Here is a 17,636-nt window from a genome sequence, read left to right as displayed (position 1 = left end):
CCCGACTTCGGAATCAACCGAGTGCGGCCGCCAGCGCTTCGCCGATCGTGTTGTGGCGGAAAGAGAATCCCGCCCTTTCCAAAGCTGCGGGAATGGCGCGCTGGCCACCGAGGATGCCGCTCTTGGCGAATTCTCCGATCAACGCTTCGAGTGCGAACCCGGGAACGATCCAGGGAGCCGGTCGGTGGACCGCACGGGACATGGCGTCATTGAACTGGGCATTGGTGACAGGGGCCGGACCGGTCAGGTTGACGGGACCGGAGAGTTCGGAATTCGTGAGCGCGAACTTGATCGCGTCGCACTCGTCCTCGAGTGAGATCCACGGAAAGTACTGGCGACCGTTGCCCAGTCGCCCGCCGAGGCCGAACGAATAAAGGCGCCGAAGCCGACCGAGCATGCCCCCATGAGGTGAAATCACGACGCCGGACCGCAGATTGACGACGCGGGCACCCGCCGCGCGCGCCGGTTCGGTGGCAAGTTCCCAATCGCGACACGTCGTGGCGAGAAAGTCTGTGCCTGCCGGCGAATCCTCGTCGACGATCTTGTCGCCGGTGTCGCCGTAATAGCCGACGGCGCTCGCGTTGGCGAGGACGGGAACCTTCTGACTCGCGACCGCTTCGGCCAAGACGTCGGTCGCGACGATGCGGCTGTCACGGATCGCTTGCTTGTAGGAACCCGACCACCGTTTGTCGCCGATGCCGACGCCGCAGAGGTTCACGACGGCGTCGGCGCCCTGCAGGACGGAGAGGTCCAGACGGTCGTGGTCCGGGTCCCAACGCGATTCGTCGGGGCCGGCGGTCGAGCGTCGCACCAGACGCACCACGTCGTGGTTGTCGGAGCGCAACGATGACACCAAGGCCGTTCCGATCAAACCGGACGAGCCGGCGATGACTACTCGCATTCGGAAAGCCTCCTTCGATTCAGCGTGCTTCGATATCCGAACGTATATCTCCGACCGTACTGAAAAAGCCGGGGCGCCACCTCCTGATGGAGATGACGCCCCGGCCGGCCGAGCAGTTGCTTACAGGCCCAGATCAGCTTCGAACGAGGCTTCTTCCAACCGCTGCTTCACAGTGGTGAGGAATCGGCCGGCGTCGGCGCCGTCGACCAGACGGTGATCGTAGGTCAGCGGCAAGTAGATCATCGAGCGAACGCCGATGGACTCGTTGCCGTTCTCGTCGGTGACCACCATCGGGCGCTTGACGATCGCGCCGGTTCCGAGCATGGCCGCCTGCGGCGGTACCAGGATCGGGGTGTCGAACAGCGCGCCCTGGCTGCCGATGTTGGTGATGGTGAAGGTGCCACCCGAGAGCTCGTCCGGCTTCAGGCCACCCGAGCGTGCACGCTTGGCGATGTCGGCGATGGCGCGGGCCAAGCCGGCCAGGCCGAGATCGCCGGCGTTGTGGATGACGGGGGAGAGCAAGCCCTGATCGGTGTCCACTGCGATGCCGAGGTGCTCAGCGTCGTAGTAGGTGATCTGCTTGGCAGCCTCGTCGTAGCTTGCGTTGATGTTCGGGTGCGACTTCAGCGCCTCGACGACTGCCTTGGCGAAGAACGGAAGGAACGTCAGGTTGACGCCTTCGCGCTCGATGAAGCCGGCCTTGGCACGGGCCCGCAGGGCGACGATCTTGGTGACGTCCACCTCGAAGGTCTGCGTGAGCTGAGCGGTGTTCTGCAGCGACTCACGTGTCTTGGTGGCCGTGATCTGCCGAATACGGTTGGCCTTCTGCGTGGTTCCACGCAGGTGTGCCAGTTCGGGTCGGACGCCTGCGGCTGCGGTGGCGGCCGGTGCGGCCGCGGGTGCTGCAGCAGGAGCAGCGGCGGCGGGAGCCTTCTTGGCCTCCGCAGCGGCGAGCACATCCTGCTTGCGGATGCGGCCGCCGACGCCGGTGCCGGTGACGGTCGCGAGGTCGACGCCGTTGTCCGTGGCGAGCTTGCGCACGAGCGGGGTGACGTACGGGCTGCTGTCACCGGACGCTGCGGGGGCAGCCGCCGGTGCGGGAGCCGCAGCAGGCTTCGGAGCGGGTGCGGCCGGTGCGGCGGCAGGCTTGGGTGCTTCAGCCTTGGGTGCTTCGGCCTTCGGGGCTTCGGCCTTGGGGGCAGGGGGTGCTGCCGGTGCTGCAGGAGCGGCCTTGGGTGCCGGAGCCGCGGCGGGTGCGCCGGATCCGACGACGGCCAGCTGGCCACCGATCTCGACGGTGTCGTCTTCCTGCGCATTGATCTCGAGCAGGATTCCGGCGACGGGGGACGGGATCTCTGTGTCGACCTTGTCGGTCGAGACTTCGAGCAGCGCCTCGTCGACGGCAACCTCGTCGCCGACAGCCTTGAGCCAACGGGTGACGGTGCCTTCGGTGACGGACTCGCCGAGGGCGGGCATCGTCACGGCGGTACCTTCAGCGGAACCGCTCGAAGCGGCGGGTGCCTCGGCAGCGGGAGCTTCTTCAGCGGGAGCTTCGGCAGCCGGCGCTTCCTCGGCGGGAGCTTCCTCGGCGGCGGGGGCGGGTGCCTCTGCCGCGGGTGCTGCGGCTTCGCCGGCTTCACCGATCTGGGCGAGCTCGCCACCGATTTCCACGGTGTCGTCTTCCTGCGCGACGATCTTGGTCAGGACGCCGGCGACGGGAGACGGAATCTCGGTGTCGACCTTGTCCGTGGAGACTTCGAGCAAGGGTTCGTCGACTTCGACCGTGTCTCCTTCCTGCTTGAGCCACCGTGTGACAGTTCCCTCGGTGACGCTCTCACCTAGGGCTGGCATCTGGACGGAGAAGGCCATGTCTTTTGACTCCTCGACAGTTGTGTTCGGGTTGTTGAATTTTGTCGACTTGTGGTCGTAATGCATTGTGCTCGAGTGGCGCGCGACGTGCGGCTACTTGTAGCTATTTTGCCGATGTCGACGCGCGGGCGCGGCGTCACCGTCGTTCATCTTTCCATTGATACGCCGGGCGTGTCCGATGAGGGGGATGCCGTCCGTTTCGGGTGTGTCGGCTACTGGCGAGTAGGTATGCGTCGGGGGTCCGGCTGTAACGTCGTAAGCGGACCAAACGGTATGTCGTGCGCAGGCACAACGGACATCGCCTGGCAAACTTGACATATCGCCGGGGTGCATCCGCGGCGTCGGTACCGAGGAGGGTACGACCGTGGGACTGTTCGATCGTTTCAAGCGTCCGCCAAGTGCGGCTCAGGCCGCAGCGCAAAGTGATGCGGATCATCTGGCGAATTGGGCGCACTCGCACGAAGGCGTCGAGGCCTATGTGGAACCGCAGACGACGGTGACCGAGGTGACCGTCGTCCTGGTTGCGAAGGACGGGGAGTGGACTCGTCGTCGTGTCGGCGGCGAACGTGGTGCCCGCAAATTGGGACAAGACCTGAAGATCCCGGTCTACGACGTCCGAAAAACGGGATATCCGCAGCGTATGCGCGATCACGACGAACGTAAGCGAATCGAACGCAAGCGGGCCCGAGAGCAGGAATTGCGCGACGGCGCCTGAACTGCTGTGCGCCTTTATTAACCGCGGGGGGTTAATAAAGGCGCACAGCAAGGGGTCAGCCGTTGACCGCGATGTCCTCCAGGACCGAGATCATCGTGCGAACGGGAACGCCGGTACCGCCCTTGCCGGTGTAACCCCACGGCCCTGACGTGTTGTAGGCCGGACCCGCGACGTCGATGTGCGCCCACTGGACACCCTCGGGAACGAATTCCTTGAGGTAGTGAGCTGCGACCAGCATGCCGCCCCAGCGGTGCGGGGTGACATTGGCCATGTCGGCGACCTTGGAGTCGAGATCTCCGCGCAATTCCTCCGGCAGCGGCATGGCCCAGCCGTTCTCGCCGACGCTCTGCGAGATGGAGGCGACGCGGTCACGGAACTCATCGGTGCCCATGACTCCGGGGGTGCGGTTGCCGAGCGCGACCATCTGCGCACCGGTGAGGGTGGCGGTGTCGATCATGTAGTCGGGGTTGTCCTCACCCGCGCGAACCATCGCGTCGGCAAGAATCAAACGGCCCTCGGCGTCGGTGTTGACGACCTCGATGGTGATTCCGCCGTACTGGGTCAGCACGTCGCCGGGACGCTGGGCGGTCGCGGACGGCATGTTCTCGGCCATCGGTACGTATGCGACGACGTTGACGGGCAGGCCGAGCTTGGCGGCAAGCACGACGGTGGAGATGACGGCTGCGGCGCCGCCCATGTCCGAGGTCATGTTCTCCATGCCGGCGGCGGGCTTGATGGAGATTCCGCCGGTGTCGAAGGTGATGCCCTTACCCACCAGTGCGACCTTGCGGGCGCCACGCTTCTTCGACGCGTATTCGAGGCGGACGAGACGCGGCTGGCGTGACGAGCCCTTGCCGACGCCGATGATTCCGCCGTAGCCACCCTTCTCGAGTGCCTTCTCGTCGAGAACCTGGACGGTGAGCCCGGCCTCGACGCCCAGTGCCTTCGCGCGCGCGGCGAACTCGGCTGGGTAGAGGTGGCTCGGGGGAGTGTTGACGAACTCGCGTGCGGTGGCGACGGCCTCGGCGATGGCGGCCGACCGTGCCAGCGTCGCTTTGGTCTCCTTCGTGCGCGGCGACGGCACCAGAAGTTCGACGCGGGCCAGTGGCTGCGAATCGGGACCGGGAGCCGTCATGGACGACTTGAATTCGGTGAAGCTGTACGCGCCCAACGCAAATCCCTCGGCGGCTGCACCGAGGTCGAGGATCGAGAGCGTGGTTGCGACGGTGTCGATGCCGGACAACGAGCGAGCTGCGGCGCCGGCGGACTTACGGATCTGCTCGCTGCCGAGCTTGTCGGCAGAGCCGAGTCCGACGGCGAGAACGCTGGTGACCGACAGTTCGCTCGGTGCCGGGACACGAGTGAGCTGCTCGGGCTTGCCCGTGGCGCCGACGGCGATGAGGCTGTCGAGGATCTCGGCGAGTACGTCTTCGGCGACGATGCCTTCGCTGAGTGCGATTTCGGGGCCGTCCGGACCCGACGTCAGACCGACGACCAGTATCTCTGCGCGCTTGGCGACTGTGCCGGCGAGAACGAGGTCGGGTCCCAACGATCGGGCTGTGCGAGTGCTCAAGGTGTCTCCTGTGAGGTGAGTGTGCGATGCGTCCGGTTCTGGCGGATGCCTGAGTCGATGTTAGGCCCTTTGCAGTTTGCGGACGGGCGATCGTCACGGCCGGGTGAGCTCTCGCTGCGGACATGTTTCGATCGGCGAAGTCCGATAGGTTGTGGGCCATGACCGACGAACAACTGTTGCAGGGCCCGATCCACCCCGTCCACGTCGAACTCGGCGCGACGTTCGCGCCGTTCGGGGGGTGGCAGATGCCGGTTTCGTACGCCGGCGTCGTGGCCGAACACACCTCTGTGCGTGAGAATGTCGGACTCTTCGACGTCAGTCACCTCGGCAAGGCCGTCGTGCGTGGCGCGGGCGCCGCGGAATTCGTGAACTCCGCACTGACCAACGATTTGAACAAGATCGGGCCGGGTAAGGCTCAGTACACGTTGTGCTGCAACGAGTCCGGTGGTGTCATCGACGACCTCATTGCGTACTACGTCAGCGACGACGAAATCTTCCTCGTCCCGAACGCAGCCAATACCGCGGACGTCGTTGCGGCTCTGGTCGCCCTCGCACCGGACGGAATCACCGTCGAGGATCAGCATCGTGCCTACGGTGTGCTGGCTGTGCAGGGTCCGAAATCGGTGGCGGTTCTGACCGCTCTGGGACTTCCCACCGAGATCGAGTACATGGCGTACGAAGATGCGGAATGGAACGGCGTGCCTGTTCGTGTGTGCCGCAGCGGTTACACCGGTGAGGTCGGCTACGAACTCCTGCCGCGGTGGGAGGACAGCGAGCCGTTGTTCCGCGCGCTTCTCGAGGCAGTGCGCGCCGAGGGTGGGCAGGCCGCCGGACTCGGCGCCCGTGACACTCTTCGTACCGAGATGGGGTATCCGCTGCACGGGCATGAGCTTTCGCTCGAGATTTCTCCGCTCGAAGCGCGCTGCGGATGGGCGATCGGTTGGAAGAAGCCGACATTCTGGGGCAAAGAGACCTTGACCGACGAGAAGGCTGCCGGCCCGGCTCGCAAACTCTGGGGGATCAAGGCTCTCGATCGCGGCGTGCTTCGTGCGGGCCTCGGTGTTCTGCGTGACGGCGAGGCAATCGGCGAGACCACCTCGGGGACGTTTTCGCCCTCGCTCAAAGTGGGAATTGCGTTGGCGCTCCTCGATTCCGGTGCCAATGTCTCGGCCGGCGACGAGATCGAAGTCGACGTCCGTGGTCGTGCTCTTCGGTGCGTCGTGGTGTCTCCTCCGTTCGTGGAGACCAACACCAAGTAGAGAGCTTTTTCACGTTCGATAGGATTGCGCCCATGACAGGTGCCGCCGATTTCGTTCGTGTTCAGAGCTCGTCCCCGAAGTCCGACGCCGAGCGCCGTGACATTTTGGCGGCGCCCGGCTTCGGGCGGCACTTCACCGACCACATGGTCTCGATCGACTACACCGCGGGCAAGGGCTGGCACGACGCCCAGGTGTTGCCGTACGGAAACATCGAGCTCGATCCGGCCGCAATGGTTTTGCACTACGGACAGGCCATCTTCGAGGGCCTCAAGGCATACCGTCAGCCGGGTGGCGAGATCAGCTCGTTCCGCGTCGAGGCCAACGCCGAGCGTTTCGCGGCATCTGCGCGCCGTCTGGCCATGCCGGAGCTCCCGTCGCAGATGTTCATCGATTCCATCACCGAACTGATCGACGTCGATCTCGACTGGGTTCCCGCAGCCGGTGGCGAGGACGCGCTCTACCTCCGTCCGTTCATGTTCTCCACCGAAGCCGGACTCGGTGTCCGTCCCGCCGACGAGTACCGCTACCTGCTGATTGCCTCGCCCGCCGGTGCGTACTTCCCGCGCGGCGTCAAGCCGGTCAGTGTGTGGCTGTCCACCGAATACGTTCGCGCGGCCCCCGGCGGTACCGGCGCGGCCAAGTTCGCCGGCAACTACGCCGCTTCACTCCTCGCCCAGGCGCAAGCCGCCGACGAGGGGTGCGACCAGGTGGTCTGGCTCGACGCCATCGAGCGCACGTACGTCGAGGAAATGGGTGGAATGAACCTGTTCTTCGTCTTCGGCTCGGGCCCCGACGCTCGCCTCGTGACGCCGTCGCTGTCCGGTTCGTTGCTGCCCGGCATCACGCGCAACTCGTTGCTCGCCCTTGCCGCCGATTCCGGTTTCGCCGTCGAGGAGCGCAAGATCAGCACCGACGAATGGCGCACCAAGTGCAAGAGCGGTGAAATCACCGAGGTCTTCGCTTGCGGCACAGCAGCAGTCATCACCCCCGTCGGACGCGTCAAGTCCGCCGAGGGCGAGTTCACCATCGCCGACGGCGAGCCGGGTGAGGTGACGATGGCACTGCGCGACACCCTCACGGGTATCCAGCGCGGAACCTTCGCCGACACCCACGGCTGGATGACGAAACTTCACTGATCGCTGGTTCGTTCCGCGAGCAATCGCTCCCGGAAGAACTGCAGAATCTCGTCTCGTGCGACGGTGGTGGGCGATCCCGCCTCGTCGACGAGATGAGCCGTCACCACGCTGTGTGGATTGGCAATGACGTGTTCGAAGAACGGCGACGTTGTCGCGTTGGCCGCTTCGTCGGGTAGTACCTTCCCGACGAAGCGCTCGCCCAAGGCCTTCGAATAGGCGGCGAATCGTTGTGCGCGGCAGAACGAGTCACCTCGAAAGCGGTATGCAAGCACCGTGAGGTCTTCGGCCTCGAGTCTCGAGCGCACGGCTTCGAGTTCTTCGGGCCCGCTGTCGGTTTCGTCCGGTCGATCGAGCGGTAACGACGGTTGGGCGAGAACCGGCGCGATGACCGAGGGTTCGAGCATCATCGACAACGCGAAGTTACCGGTGAAGCACATTCCGATCACGCCGACGCCAGGACCGCCGCTCTCCTCATGCGCCGAAGCGGCGAGTGAACGCAGCCAACGGACCGCCGGACTCGGTTCGTCGGCAGCGAGGGCGCGGAATTCTGCACTGACGCAGGCTCTCTTGAATACCGTCAGCCCCTCGTTCACTGTGGGGACCGCTCCGTCGCGGCCGAACAGTGACGGAACGAAGACCGTGAAACCGGCGTCGCGCACCCAGCGGGCGAATCGCGCTACATGCGGGCTGATGCCCGGCATCTCCGGCATGACGATTACTGCGGGACCGGTGCCGGCCACGTACACGGACTTCGCCACTGCGTCGATGGTGATCGTTCGACGGTCGAAGTCTTCGAGCGGATCGTCTTCGGTCATGCTCCGGTTCGGCACGGTGAGCCCTCCCAAGTAGTCGAAACAATTCCTCTGCACAGTCTTTCGGCGCGGGATCGACTACAGAAGAGGGCGGTTCGCCATGTTTTCGGGCGGGCTCGCCACGCACCTATCCCGCGCCGCCGTTGCGGAATCGCTTTCGGTAGTCGGCCGGGCTGATGCCGACGCGGTCGGTGAACAGGCGACGGAAGGTTCCAGGATCCTGATAGCCGATGTGCCCCAGGATCTTTCCGAGAGACCAGTCGGTCGATTCCAACAACCGTTTCGCTTTTCGGATCCGTGCACGCTGCAGATAACTGCGCGGCGATTCCCCGGTCTCGTCCTTGAACTTCCGAAGCATGGTTCGGGTGCTGAGGTGAAAAGCACTCGACAGCAGATCCAAGTCGTAAGGTTCCGCCATCCGTTCGACCAGCACCTTCCGACGTCGTCGGCAAACTGTGTGTGTTTGGCGGGCAGCATCGAGTCGAGGATGTACGGAGCTTGACTGGTTCGGTTTTCGGGCGCCAGCGTAATTCTTGCGGTTGTACGCGCAATCTTGTCGCCGAGATGCTCGCGCACGAGTGCTGTTGCGAGGTCGAGCGCGGCGGTGAACGCAGCAGTGGTGGTGACGCCGTCGTCCTGGACGATCAACGAGTCGGTTCGAACCGTCGCACCGGGGTAACGACTTGCGAGGTCCGCACCGTACAGCCACGACGTCGTACATCGGCGTCCGTCGAGCAGTCCCGCCTCGCCCAGCAGATACGCGCCGACGCAGACCGACGACACCCGAACGCCGCGCGCCTCGCACGCACGGATGAACTCGATTTCTCTGTCCCACAGCGACAAACGCGTCGCAGGGTCTTCGGACGGCACGAGTTCGAACCCCGGCACAACCAGGTGATCGATGTCGTGATGCCCCTCCTGCACGCCGAGCGAAAATCCACCTGCCGCAACGACGGGCGTGCCGGACGCTGCGATGACCGATACCTCGAAGGGGTCGGCGGGCGCTCCATCAGCGACGCGATTGGCGATCAGGAGAAGGTCGGTGAAAACGAAGATCTCGGCCGCGAGGCAACCTTCGTACGCAAGGACACCTACTCGCACGACGTCGGATCACAGTCCGAGAGTGAGGCCGACGGCCGTCAGCGTCACAGTGAGTTCGAGTGCGAATCCGAGAACGTCTCCGTTGAGTCCGCCGAATCTACGGACGCAGTGACGCACGCACAGCACACTGATCACCAGCGCCGACGCGGTCACGAGAGGGCCGAGCCACCACCGGTCGGTGGCAAAGCCGGAAGCGGCGATCAGCGGAACCGACCACACGATTGCGGCCCACAGCGGTTGTGAATCGGCGACGAGCGCACCGAATCCGCTCGGGCTCGACGCGAGAATACCTCGGCGGCAGGCAAAAACGACGGCCACACGACCCGCAGCGACAGATACGAGAACGGCGATCCACTGCGTGGGGGAGTCGGCAACAGCGAGGACGCCGAAGGAGACCGATTGCAGCCCAAGGAAGATGAACAGTGCCGCGACCCCGAACGGTCCGGCACCGCCGCTGTGCATGACCTCGCGGGCGCGCTCCGGTGGACCGTAACAACCCAGTCCGTCGACGGAGTCTGCCAGTCCGTCCACGTGCATCCCGCGTGTCCCGAGAGCGAGCGCACCTACCGTCAGCAAGCCTGCGAGATAGGGATTCAGGCCGATACTGGTTGTGCCCCAGAGCAGAAACGTCGCGGCAATGCCGAGAGCGATCCCGGTGAGCGGAGCTGCGGCGATGGCGCGACGGCCGGCAGTTCGATCGATGTCGGAGGGACCACGAACCGGAAGGACCGTCAGCCACGAGAAGGCCAGCGGCACTCCGGACAGCGGGCCCGCCACGCTCACTCCGCCGTATCGGTCTTGGTCAGGTCGATCGACTCCGGTTCGTCGGCAGGTGCGCTGCCCTGAGTGCTGACACCGGCTTCGGAGAATGTCGCCATCTTGCTCAGGATTGCCACTGCGCCCTGAAGAATCGGGAGCGCTGTGACTGCACCTGAACCTTCACCGAGACGCATGTCGAACTCGACGATCGGGTCGAGACCCATTCGGGTCAATGCGATGGTGTGGGCGGGTTCGGTGGAGCGGTGTCCGGCGACCCACCATTCACGTGCGCCGAAAGCCAGTTCGTCGGCAACCATGGCGGCTGCGGTGACCACAACGCCGTCGAGGATCACCGGCGTACGACGCGAAGCTGCCTGGGCCAGAAAGCCGGCCATCGCGGCGAGGTCGGCACCCGAAGACGTGCGCAGCAGCGCGACTGTGTCGCGAACGTGCGGACGGGCACGCCGGAGAGCGTCGCGAATCGCTGCGGTCTTGCGGATCCATCCGGCGTCGTCGATACCGGTACCTCGACCCACGACCGCGACGGGTTCACTGTCCGTGAGTGCGGCGATGAGTACGGTTGCGGGCGTCGTATTGCCGATGCCCATGTCGCCGGCGATGAGAAGATCTGCGCCCCCGTCGATTTCCTCGTCCGCGATCGCTCGGCCGGCGGCGATGGCCTGAAGGGTTTCCTCGTTCGACATGGCGTCTTCGCGGTCGATGGACCCGGAAGACCTGCGTACCTTGTGGTTCGAGACGGACGGATCGGTATCGCCGTCCACTGCGATGTCGACGACGCGTACCGTGGCGCCGGCAACCTCGGCGAGGACGTTGACCGCCGCGCCGCCCCCGAGGAAGTTGGCGACCATCTGTGCGGTCACTTCCGGCGGATAGGCGGAGACGCCGTTGCGGGCGATTCCGTGATCACCCGCGAACACGACGACGCGAGGCCGAGCGAAAGCGTGTGGGGGACAAACTCCTTGGCAGGCTGATGCCCAGCCGGCGAGAGCCTCCAGTCGGCCCAGCGAACCGGCCGGCTTGGTCAGATCACGCTGACGCGCATCGGCCTGCGCTCGCACCTCGCGGTCGGGCGGGGTGACGGGTTCGAAGTCGGCGCTACTGACTGGCGCGACGTCAGGGTTGGCATCTGGATTCGCCCCTGAAATGGCCCCTGGATTGGCCTCGGTACTCACATCGTGCCTTCCGGTTGTGCAGCAGTATCTTTCAAGATGAGCGGTAACCCTGCAACCACTAGTACGACACGATCGCACACCGCGGCGATACGAGCGTTGAGAGTGCCGATCTCGTCGCGGAACAATCGTCCGGACCGCGTCTCGGGGATGACGGCCAAACCCACTTCGGGGCTGACCAGCACCAGGTGTCCGCGGTAGTTCTCGACACTGGCGACCAGGCTGTCCGCCGCTGGCGTGACGGTGCCGCGCGGTGCGTCCCAGGCGCCTTGCCGATCGAGTTCCGCGGTCAGCCACGTTCCCAGATCGTCGACCAACGTCGCTGTGTGTGAATCGCTTTCGAGCTGCGCCGCGAGGTCACCGGCAGCTGCGGTTTCGACAGTCGACCAATGAGAAGGCCGTCTGTTGCGGTGCTGGTCGATCCGGCTCTCCCAGTCTGCGTCGGAGACATCACGTCTGGCTGTCGCCAGGTACCGGATCGGTGCCGAACTTTCGGGTAAGTGGCCTGCACAAACCAAATCCTCGGCGTGCGCGGACTTACCAGACCGCGCGCCGCCGAGGACCAAAGTTCTATACGTGTTCGTCACGCTCAGATTGCGTCGCCCGGCCCCACACGAGGCTTCGGTGCGCGCAGCTTGCGGATCTGCGACGCGCGAACGAACGCGTACCAGCCGAGCTTGAATCCGCCGTCGGTGCTGTCGGGGAAGCGCTCGGCGACGCGGTTGTTGATCATGCGACCGAGCCAGATGCCTTCACCGACCATGAAGAGCATCATCACGAGCATTGCCAGTGTGACGATCTGCTGGAGCGCGGGCGTGACGAACATAGTCATGATGAGGATCAACGCGAGCGGCATGAACAGCCCGACGAGGTTGCGGCGAGCGTCGATGAAGTCACGGACGTAGGCGCGAACCGGTCCCTTGTCGCGGGGGAGCAGGTACTTGTCCTCGCCGGCGAGCATGCGGGCGCGGCGGTCTGCCGACGATGCGCGACGCTCGGCGGCTTCGGCCTTGCGGTCCTCCTTGGAGCCGCGGGTCGCCTTGCGGCGGGCGCGGGCTTCCTTCGCGGTCAGCGGGGCAGGGGCAACGGGGCCACGCCTCTTCGCCTCGGCGTCACGACGCTTGGGTGTGGGGCGGCCCTTGCCCACCTGCTCGATGGGCGCCTCTTCGGAGGCCGAGGATGCCTCAGTGCCCTCGACGTCACGTTTGTCGGAGTTGTCTGAGTCACCGCGGCGTAGCAATTTCACACCTCCAGGCTATTGGATAAGTGCACGGTCTGGGAAACCGACCTCGGTCTTTCTGAAAAACCCGATCGCCCGAGGCACTGAAACGCGCGAGATCGTGAAACATCGGGGTCATTCGCGACTCTTAGACTTCGGCTATGCGGGTAATAGTTGCTCCGGATTCATTCGGCGAAACCCTGACTGCCGTCGCGGCGGCCGAATCCATTTCTGCCGGCTGGCGGCGCGGTCGACCCGGCGACGACGTCGTCACCGCGCCACAATCCGACGGTGGTCCGGGATTCGTCGACGTCTTGGCCACGGCCGGGGGCGACATCCGGACTGCACGGGTGTCCGGGCCTTTGGCCGCCGCCGTCGACGCCACGTGGCTGTTCGATTCGGACACGGCGTACATCGAGTCCGCCGAGGCCGTCGGGCTCGGCCTGCTCGGAGGTCCGCCGACGCGGGACACTGCACTCGCCGCGCACAGTCTCGGTGTGGGAGAGCTGATCGCTGTCGCGCTCGAGGCAGGCGTGAAGACGGTTGTCGTCGGACTCGGTGGGAGTTGCTGCACCGACGGGGGACGTGGACTGGTGGAGGCGCTGGGCGGCCTGGAGGCTGCAACGGCGGCTACGGCAGGCATTCAGTTGGTCGCCGCCACCGACGTCGAACACGTACTTCTCGGCGAGCACGGTGCGGCAGCGGTGTTCGGCCCGCAAAAGGGCGCCGACGCCGAAGCCGTCGCAGTCCTCGAAGCGAGCAACGCGAGATGGGCCGAACAGTTGGAGTCCGTCACCGGAAAACGAGTGTCGAATTTTCCGGGTGCCGGCGCCGCGGGTGGTATCGGTGCCGCGCTCTTTGCGCTCGGTGCACAGCGGCGATCCGGGGCCGACGTCGTCGCGGATCGCACCGGACAGGCCGCGCTACTGGCTTCCGCTGACCTGGTGATCACAGGCGAAGGCAAGTTCGACCACCAATCTCTGCGCGGCAAACTCGTCACAACGCTCGCTTCGGCGGGGGCAGCGCACGGCGTTCCGACGCTCGTCTTTGCCGGCCAGGTGACGCTCGACGAGGCGGACTATGCGTCGACCTCGATAGTCGCGGCGAAGTCGGTGACGGATTTCGCCGGGTCGGTGGAACGTGCGATGGAGGAAGCGTCGGCGTGTCTCGAGGGACTCGCCGAACACACGGCACGCGAGTGGAACTTCTGGCGCGGCGTCCGGAGCTGAGGATCCACAAGCGTCGACGCGCCGTTGCCGTGTCGGGAAGACCGGATAGGATGAAGACGAATCGCACCCGGTAAAGGACTGGCGGGAATAAGTCGGCAGCGGCGTACCGTTGAAGCGTTCACGGGTTGGTACGAACATTAGGGAGAGCCCATGACTGTGCAGAACGAGACCGCCACCCACGGCGTCAAGATGACCGAGGCCGCGTCCGCCAAGGCGAAGGCACTCTTCGATCAGGAGGGTCGCGACGACCTCGCGCTGCGTATTGCAGTGCAGCCCGGCGGCTGTGCCGGACTGAAGTACCAGCTGTTCTTCGACGACCGCACGCTCGACGGTGACCTCACTGTCGACTTCAACGGCGTCAACCTGGTTGTCGACCGGATGAGCGCGCCGTACGTCGAAGGTGCGTCCATCGACTTCCTAGACACCATCGAGCAGCAGGGCTTCTCGATCGACAACCCCAATGCAACAGGCTCCTGCGCCTGCGGTGACTCGTTCAACTGAGTCTGTCGATCACAACTCAATTCACGAACAACTGACGCGGAACCGACATTCGGTTTCGCGTCAGTTGTTTGTGGTGACTCGTACGTAGACCGTTCCGATCCGACAGCTCGGGCGCCGATGACGGCGCTACGGGCGGTAACGTGAACTTTTGCTCCTCTTTCATTCTTGTACTCACTTCGCTGAAAGGCCACGATCCGTGACTATTGCGGTAACCGGTTCCATCGCCACCGACCACTTGATGCGCTTCCCCGGCCGCTTCGCCGATCAGCTCCTCGCCGATCAGCTCGCCCACGTTTCGCTGAGTTTCCTGGTCGACGATCTCGTGATTCGCCGCGGTGGTGTCGGCGGCAACATCGCTTACGCCATGGGCGTGCTCGGTGGGTCCCCGCTACTCGTCGGCGCAGTCGGTGCCGACTTCGCCGAGTACCGCACGTGGCTCGAGGACAACGGCGTCGACTGCAGCGCGGTCCGTATCTCGGACAAGGCACATACGGCGCGTTTCGTGTGCACCACCGACGAGGACATGGCGCAGATCGCGTCGTTCTACCCCGGTGCGATGAGCGAGGCTCGCGAGATCGAACTCGCGGCAGTGGCCAAGACTGCGGGCGCAGTCGAGTTGGTACTGATCGGCGCCAACGACCCCGAGGCCATGGTTCGCCATACCGACGAATGCCGTCTGCTCGGGATTCCGTTCGCAGCGGATCCGTCGCAGCAGCTCGCCCGCCTGTCCGGTGACGAGGCCAAGGCGCTCATTCACGGCGCGAAGTACTTGTTCACCAACGAGTACGAGTGGGGTCTGCTTCAGCAGAAGACTGGTCTGAGCGAGGAAGAGATCCGCGCGCAGGTCGGCATCCGTGTCACCACCCTCGGCTCCAAGGGTGTGGAAATTGTTGACGCCGAAGGTAATTGGGTGCGCGTCGACGTAGTGCCCGAGACCGGCAAGGTGGATCCGACGGGCGTTGGTGACGGCTTCCGCGCCGGGTTCCTGCTCGCACACGGCGCCGGTCTGAGCTTCGAGCGTGCTGCACAGTTGGGATCTTTGGTCGCTGTGTTGATTCTCGAGACCGTGGGAACGCAGGAGTGGGTGTTCAATCGCGACGAGGCACTCAAGCGCCTTACCGACGCATACGGCAGCGCGGCAGCGGACGAGATCGCGACGATCCTGCCGAAGTAGGGCTCCGCCCCGTGAGTGGTTGAGGAGTCCGGAGACTCCCTAACCGCTCACGGGGCCGAAGGCCTAGATATTGACCGGGTACACCGGCTCCTGGATCTGCGGCACGATGCGCGTCTCCACGAAGATTCCGTGCCAGACCATGAAGGTCAGGACGGTCCACAGGCGTCGGCTGTGGTCGGACACGCCCTCGCGGTGATCGTTGAGCATCTTCACGACGGCCTGCTTGTCGAAGATGTGGTCGGTACCCGACTCCTCGATCTGCAGATGAGCCCAGTCGAAGAGTTCGGTGCCGCGCAGCCAATGGCGCAGGGGAACCGGGAATCCGAGCTTCGCGCGGTGCAGAACATGGTGCGGCACAATGCCTTCCAGGGCCTGGCGCAGTGCGTATTTGGTCGTGTCCTTCGTGATCTTCTGATCGAGCGGTACGCGTGACGCGACGTCGAAGACCTCGGGATCGAGGAACGGCACACGCAGTTCCAGCGAGTTGGCCATCGTCATCTTGTCTGCCTTGACGAGGATGTCGCCGCGCAGCCAGGTGAACAGGTCGAGATGCTGCATCCGCGCAACCGGATCCCAGTCCCGTGACTGCGCGTAGATCGGCGCAGTGACGTCCTGGTGAGTCCACTCGGGGCGGAAGTCGCGCAGGACAGCGCGGAGCTGAGCGTCGTTGAAGCTACGAGCATTTCCGTAGTAGCGCTCCTCGAGCGTCAAGGAACCGCGGTTGAGCAGACTCTTGCCGCGAGTGCCGTCCGGGATGCGTTCGGACAACTTGCCCGCAGCCCGACGCAGTCCCTTGGGGAGGTACTCGAAAGGCTTGAGCGACAACGGTTCACGGTAGATCGTGTAGCCGCCGAACAGCTCGTCGGCGCCCTCGCCGGACAGCACCACCTTGACGTGCTTGCGAGCTTCCTTCGCGATGAACCACAGCGGAATCAATGCCGGATCGGCCACCGGGTCGTCGAGGTACCAGACGATCTCGGGAATGGCAGCGGCGAACTCGGCGGGGGAGACCACCTTGACGACGTGCTTCGCGCCGATCGCTGCGGCAGATTCTGCAGCGACGTCGACCTCGGAATAGCCCTCACGTTCGAAACCGGTCGTGAAGGTGATCAGGTTGGGGTTGTGGCGCATCGCCAGCGCCGCGATCGCCGTGGAGTCGATACCACCGGACAGGAACGAACCGACGGTGACGTCGGCGCGCATGTGCTTGGCGACCGAATCCTCGAGTGCCTCGGCGATTTCCTGGTAGCGCGCCTTCTCGGTGCCAGGTGCAAAAGGCTTGGCCGGGAACTTCGGCGTGAAATACCGCGTGAACGTGGGCTCCTCGCCCGGACGCACCCGGGCGAAGCTGCCCGACTCCAGGCGTCGGATCTGCTTGTGCAGTGTTTCCGGCTCCGGTACGTACTGCAGAACGGTGTAGTGCTCGATGGCACGCGGATCCAGCTCGGTACCGATGCCGATCAGATCGGTGAGTTCGAGCAGGCTCTTCTTCTCGCTGCCGAACGCGGTGCCGCCGGCGCCGGTCGCGATGAACAGCGGCTTGATCCCGAATGGATCGCGCGCGATGAACAGCTCGCGTGTGTCGGTGTCCCAGATCGCGAACGCGAACATTCCGCGCAGGCGCCGGACCGCGTCCTCACCCCAGTAGTGGAATGCAGCGACGATGGCCTCGGAGTCGCCCTCGGTGAAGAACTTGGCGTCGTGGTCCTTGACCAGTTCGGCGCGGATCTCCAAGTAGTTGTAGATCTCGCCGTTGAACGTGAGCGCATAACGCTCCGGGTTCTCCGGTGGGCCCCAACGCAGCGGCTGGTGGGAATGAGCGATGTCGATGATCGCCAGGCGGTTGAACCCGAAGACGAGGTGATCGTCGTTCCACGTCCCGTGTTCGTCCGGCCCGCGGTGACGAAGGCAATGCATCGCCTGGTCGACCCGCGAGACGGCGTCCTCGCTGGTTCCGCCAGATGTCAGTAGCCCGAGCAGTCCACACACAGCGTCCGGTTCCTCGATTCAGAATTTTTGTACAGAAGGCTCCCGGACACGAGTGTCGGGGAGAGGTCAACGAACTCTTGACGAAAGTATGCCGCAGATCGACGTCCCTGCCGATCGCGGCGGAACGAATCGACGTGATGTGCGTCGCCGAAACGACCTGAGCCGTTCCTGAGCAGCACCTGAGAGAGCTGTGTGACGTCCGCCGCGAC

General features: G+C 64.7%; 16 protein-coding genes and 1 pseudogene. 6 read left to right on the top strand and 11 right to left on the bottom strand.

Features of this window, described 5'->3' with window-relative positions:
- Nucleotides 1-13: 13 nt before the first annotated feature.
- Nucleotides 14-901 (bottom strand): TIGR01777 family oxidoreductase, encoded by an 888-nt coding sequence (locus ABH939_RS14290; protein WP_030537054.1) that lies wholly within the window; start codon nucleotides 899-901, stop codon nucleotides 14-16.
- A 120-nt stretch (nucleotides 902-1,021) separates the two neighbouring features.
- Nucleotides 1,022-2,770, bottom strand: coding sequence for a 2-oxoglutarate dehydrogenase, E2 component, dihydrolipoamide succinyltransferase (gene sucB / locus ABH939_RS14285; protein WP_058039509.1), 1,749 nt, complete (start codon nucleotides 2,768-2,770; stop codon nucleotides 1,022-1,024).
- A 364-nt stretch (nucleotides 2,771-3,134) separates the two neighbouring features.
- Here sucB and ABH939_RS14280 point away from each other — a divergent pair, with 364 nt between their 5' ends.
- The gene (locus ABH939_RS14280; protein WP_003941713.1) at nucleotides 3,135-3,485 is read left to right on the top strand and encodes a hypothetical protein; all 351 of its coding nucleotides are present in this window, start codon (nucleotides 3,135-3,137) and stop codon (nucleotides 3,483-3,485) included.
- A gap of 55 nt (nucleotides 3,486-3,540) precedes the next feature.
- Here ABH939_RS14280 and ABH939_RS14275 read toward each other — a convergent pair whose 3' ends face one another.
- The gene (locus tag ABH939_RS14275; RefSeq protein ID WP_007730044.1) at nucleotides 3,541-5,058 is read right to left on the bottom strand and encodes a leucyl aminopeptidase; all 1,518 of its coding nucleotides are present in this window, start codon (nucleotides 5,056-5,058) and stop codon (nucleotides 3,541-3,543) included.
- Between the two features lie 158 nt (nucleotides 5,059-5,216).
- On the opposite strand from ABH939_RS14275, the gene gcvT reads away from it, so the two are divergent.
- On the top strand, nucleotides 5,217-6,317 hold the full coding sequence (gcvT, locus tag ABH939_RS14270; protein ID WP_003941726.1) for a glycine cleavage system aminomethyltransferase GcvT: 1,101 nt from the start codon (nucleotides 5,217-5,219) through the stop codon (nucleotides 6,315-6,317).
- A gap of 32 nt (nucleotides 6,318-6,349) precedes the next feature.
- The gene (locus ABH939_RS14265) at nucleotides 6,350-7,453 is read left to right on the top strand and encodes a branched-chain amino acid aminotransferase (protein ID WP_003941766.1); all 1,104 of its coding nucleotides are present in this window, start codon (nucleotides 6,350-6,352) and stop codon (nucleotides 7,451-7,453) included.
- Here ABH939_RS14265 and ABH939_RS14260 read toward each other — a convergent pair.
- From ABH939_RS14260 to ABH939_RS14230, 7 genes and pseudogenes are all read right to left on the bottom strand, one after another.
- The gene (locus tag ABH939_RS14260; protein WP_030537052.1) at nucleotides 7,447-8,268 is read right to left on the bottom strand and encodes a dienelactone hydrolase family protein; all 822 of its coding nucleotides are present in this window, start codon (nucleotides 8,266-8,268) and stop codon (nucleotides 7,447-7,449) included. The two genes, ABH939_RS14265 and ABH939_RS14260, sit on opposite strands and share 7 nt — an antisense overlap.
- A gap of 124 nt (nucleotides 8,269-8,392) precedes the next feature.
- Entirely contained in the window at nucleotides 8,393-8,683 is a 291-nt protein-coding gene (locus ABH939_RS14255) for a helix-turn-helix domain-containing protein (RefSeq protein WP_404649733.1), read from the bottom strand.
- Between the two features lie 212 nt (nucleotides 8,684-8,895).
- Nucleotides 8,896-9,366 (bottom strand): annotated as a pseudogene (locus ABH939_RS14250) (DJ-1/PfpI family protein); the annotation flags it as partial.
- Nucleotides 9,367-9,375: 9 nt separating this feature from the next.
- Nucleotides 9,376-10,143 carry an adenosylcobinamide-GDP ribazoletransferase gene (locus ABH939_RS14245; RefSeq protein ID WP_080961137.1) on the bottom strand — a complete coding sequence of 256 codons (768 nt, stop codon included), beginning with the start codon at nucleotides 10,141-10,143 and terminating at the stop codon, nucleotides 9,376-9,378.
- A 2-nt stretch (nucleotides 10,144-10,145) separates the two neighbouring features.
- Complete coding sequence (cobT, locus tag ABH939_RS14240; RefSeq protein WP_054187294.1) at nucleotides 10,146-11,291, bottom strand: nicotinate-nucleotide--dimethylbenzimidazole phosphoribosyltransferase; 1,146 nt, start codon at nucleotides 11,289-11,291, stop codon at nucleotides 10,146-10,148.
- A gap of 23 nt (nucleotides 11,292-11,314) precedes the next feature.
- Nucleotides 11,315-11,902 carry a bifunctional adenosylcobinamide kinase/adenosylcobinamide-phosphate guanylyltransferase gene (cobU, locus tag ABH939_RS14235; RefSeq protein WP_019748913.1) on the bottom strand — a complete coding sequence of 196 codons (588 nt, stop codon included), beginning with the start codon at nucleotides 11,900-11,902 and terminating at the stop codon, nucleotides 11,315-11,317.
- Between the two features lie 2 nt (nucleotides 11,903-11,904).
- Entirely contained in the window at nucleotides 11,905-12,561 is a 657-nt protein-coding gene (locus ABH939_RS14230; protein ID WP_007730051.1) for a DUF3043 domain-containing protein, read from the bottom strand.
- Between the two features lie 134 nt (nucleotides 12,562-12,695).
- On the opposite strand from ABH939_RS14230, the gene ABH939_RS14225 reads away from it, so the two are divergent.
- From ABH939_RS14225 to ABH939_RS14215, 3 genes are all read left to right on the top strand, one after another.
- Nucleotides 12,696-13,763: a glycerate kinase gene (locus tag ABH939_RS14225; RefSeq protein WP_404649732.1), complete on the top strand. Its 1,068-nt coding sequence runs from the start codon at nucleotides 12,696-12,698 to the stop codon at nucleotides 13,761-13,763.
- 150 nt (nucleotides 13,764-13,913) lie between these two features.
- Entirely contained in the window at nucleotides 13,914-14,264 is a 351-nt protein-coding gene (locus ABH939_RS14220; protein WP_007730053.1) for an iron-sulfur cluster assembly accessory protein, read from the top strand.
- A gap of 196 nt (nucleotides 14,265-14,460) precedes the next feature.
- The gene (locus ABH939_RS14215; RefSeq protein ID WP_003941700.1) at nucleotides 14,461-15,438 is read left to right on the top strand and encodes a carbohydrate kinase family protein; all 978 of its coding nucleotides are present in this window, start codon (nucleotides 14,461-14,463) and stop codon (nucleotides 15,436-15,438) included.
- A 63-nt stretch (nucleotides 15,439-15,501) separates the two neighbouring features.
- On the opposite strand, the gene asnB is transcribed toward ABH939_RS14215, so the two are convergent.
- Complete coding sequence (asnB, locus tag ABH939_RS14210; protein WP_404649731.1) at nucleotides 15,502-17,427, bottom strand: asparagine synthase (glutamine-hydrolyzing); 1,926 nt, start codon at nucleotides 17,425-17,427, stop codon at nucleotides 15,502-15,504.
- Between the last annotated feature and the right edge of the window lie 209 nt (nucleotides 17,428-17,636).

It is taken from the genome of Rhodococcus sp. 27YEA6 (assembly GCF_044908235.1).
GTDB lineage: Bacteria > Actinomycetota > Actinomycetes > Mycobacteriales > Mycobacteriaceae > Rhodococcus_F > Rhodococcus_F qingshengii.
The sequence above is the reverse complement of the archived record's forward strand: the minus strand, read 5'-3'. Positions and strand labels throughout refer to the sequence as shown.

What these genes read in the sequence shown, in the direction of transcription:
- ABH939_RS14290 (WP_030537054.1), bottom strand. Translation starts at nt 901, where the DNA reads ATGCGAGTAGTCATCGCCGGCTCGTCCGGTTTGATCGGAACGGCCTTG.
- sucB (WP_058039509.1), bottom strand. Translation starts at nt 2,770, where the DNA reads ATGGCCTTCTCCGTCCAGATGCCAGCCCTAGGTGAGAGCGTCACCGAG.
- gcvT (WP_003941726.1), top strand. Translation starts at nt 5,217, where the DNA reads ATGACCGACGAACAACTGTTGCAGGGCCCGATCCACCCCGTCCACGTC.
- ABH939_RS14265 (WP_003941766.1), top strand. Translation starts at nt 6,350, where the DNA reads ATGACAGGTGCCGCCGATTTCGTTCGTGTTCAGAGCTCGTCCCCGAAG.
- ABH939_RS14260 (WP_030537052.1), bottom strand. Translation starts at nt 8,268, where the DNA reads ATGACCGAAGACGATCCGCTCGAAGACTTCGACCGTCGAACGATCACC.
- ABH939_RS14255 (WP_404649733.1), bottom strand. Translation starts at nt 8,683, where the DNA reads ATGGCGGAACCTTACGACTTGGATCTGCTGTCGAGTGCTTTTCACCTC.
- ABH939_RS14225 (WP_404649732.1), top strand. Translation starts at nt 12,696, where the DNA reads ATGCGGGTAATAGTTGCTCCGGATTCATTCGGCGAAACCCTGACTGCC.
- ABH939_RS14220 (WP_007730053.1), top strand. Translation starts at nt 13,914, where the DNA reads ATGACTGTGCAGAACGAGACCGCCACCCACGGCGTCAAGATGACCGAG.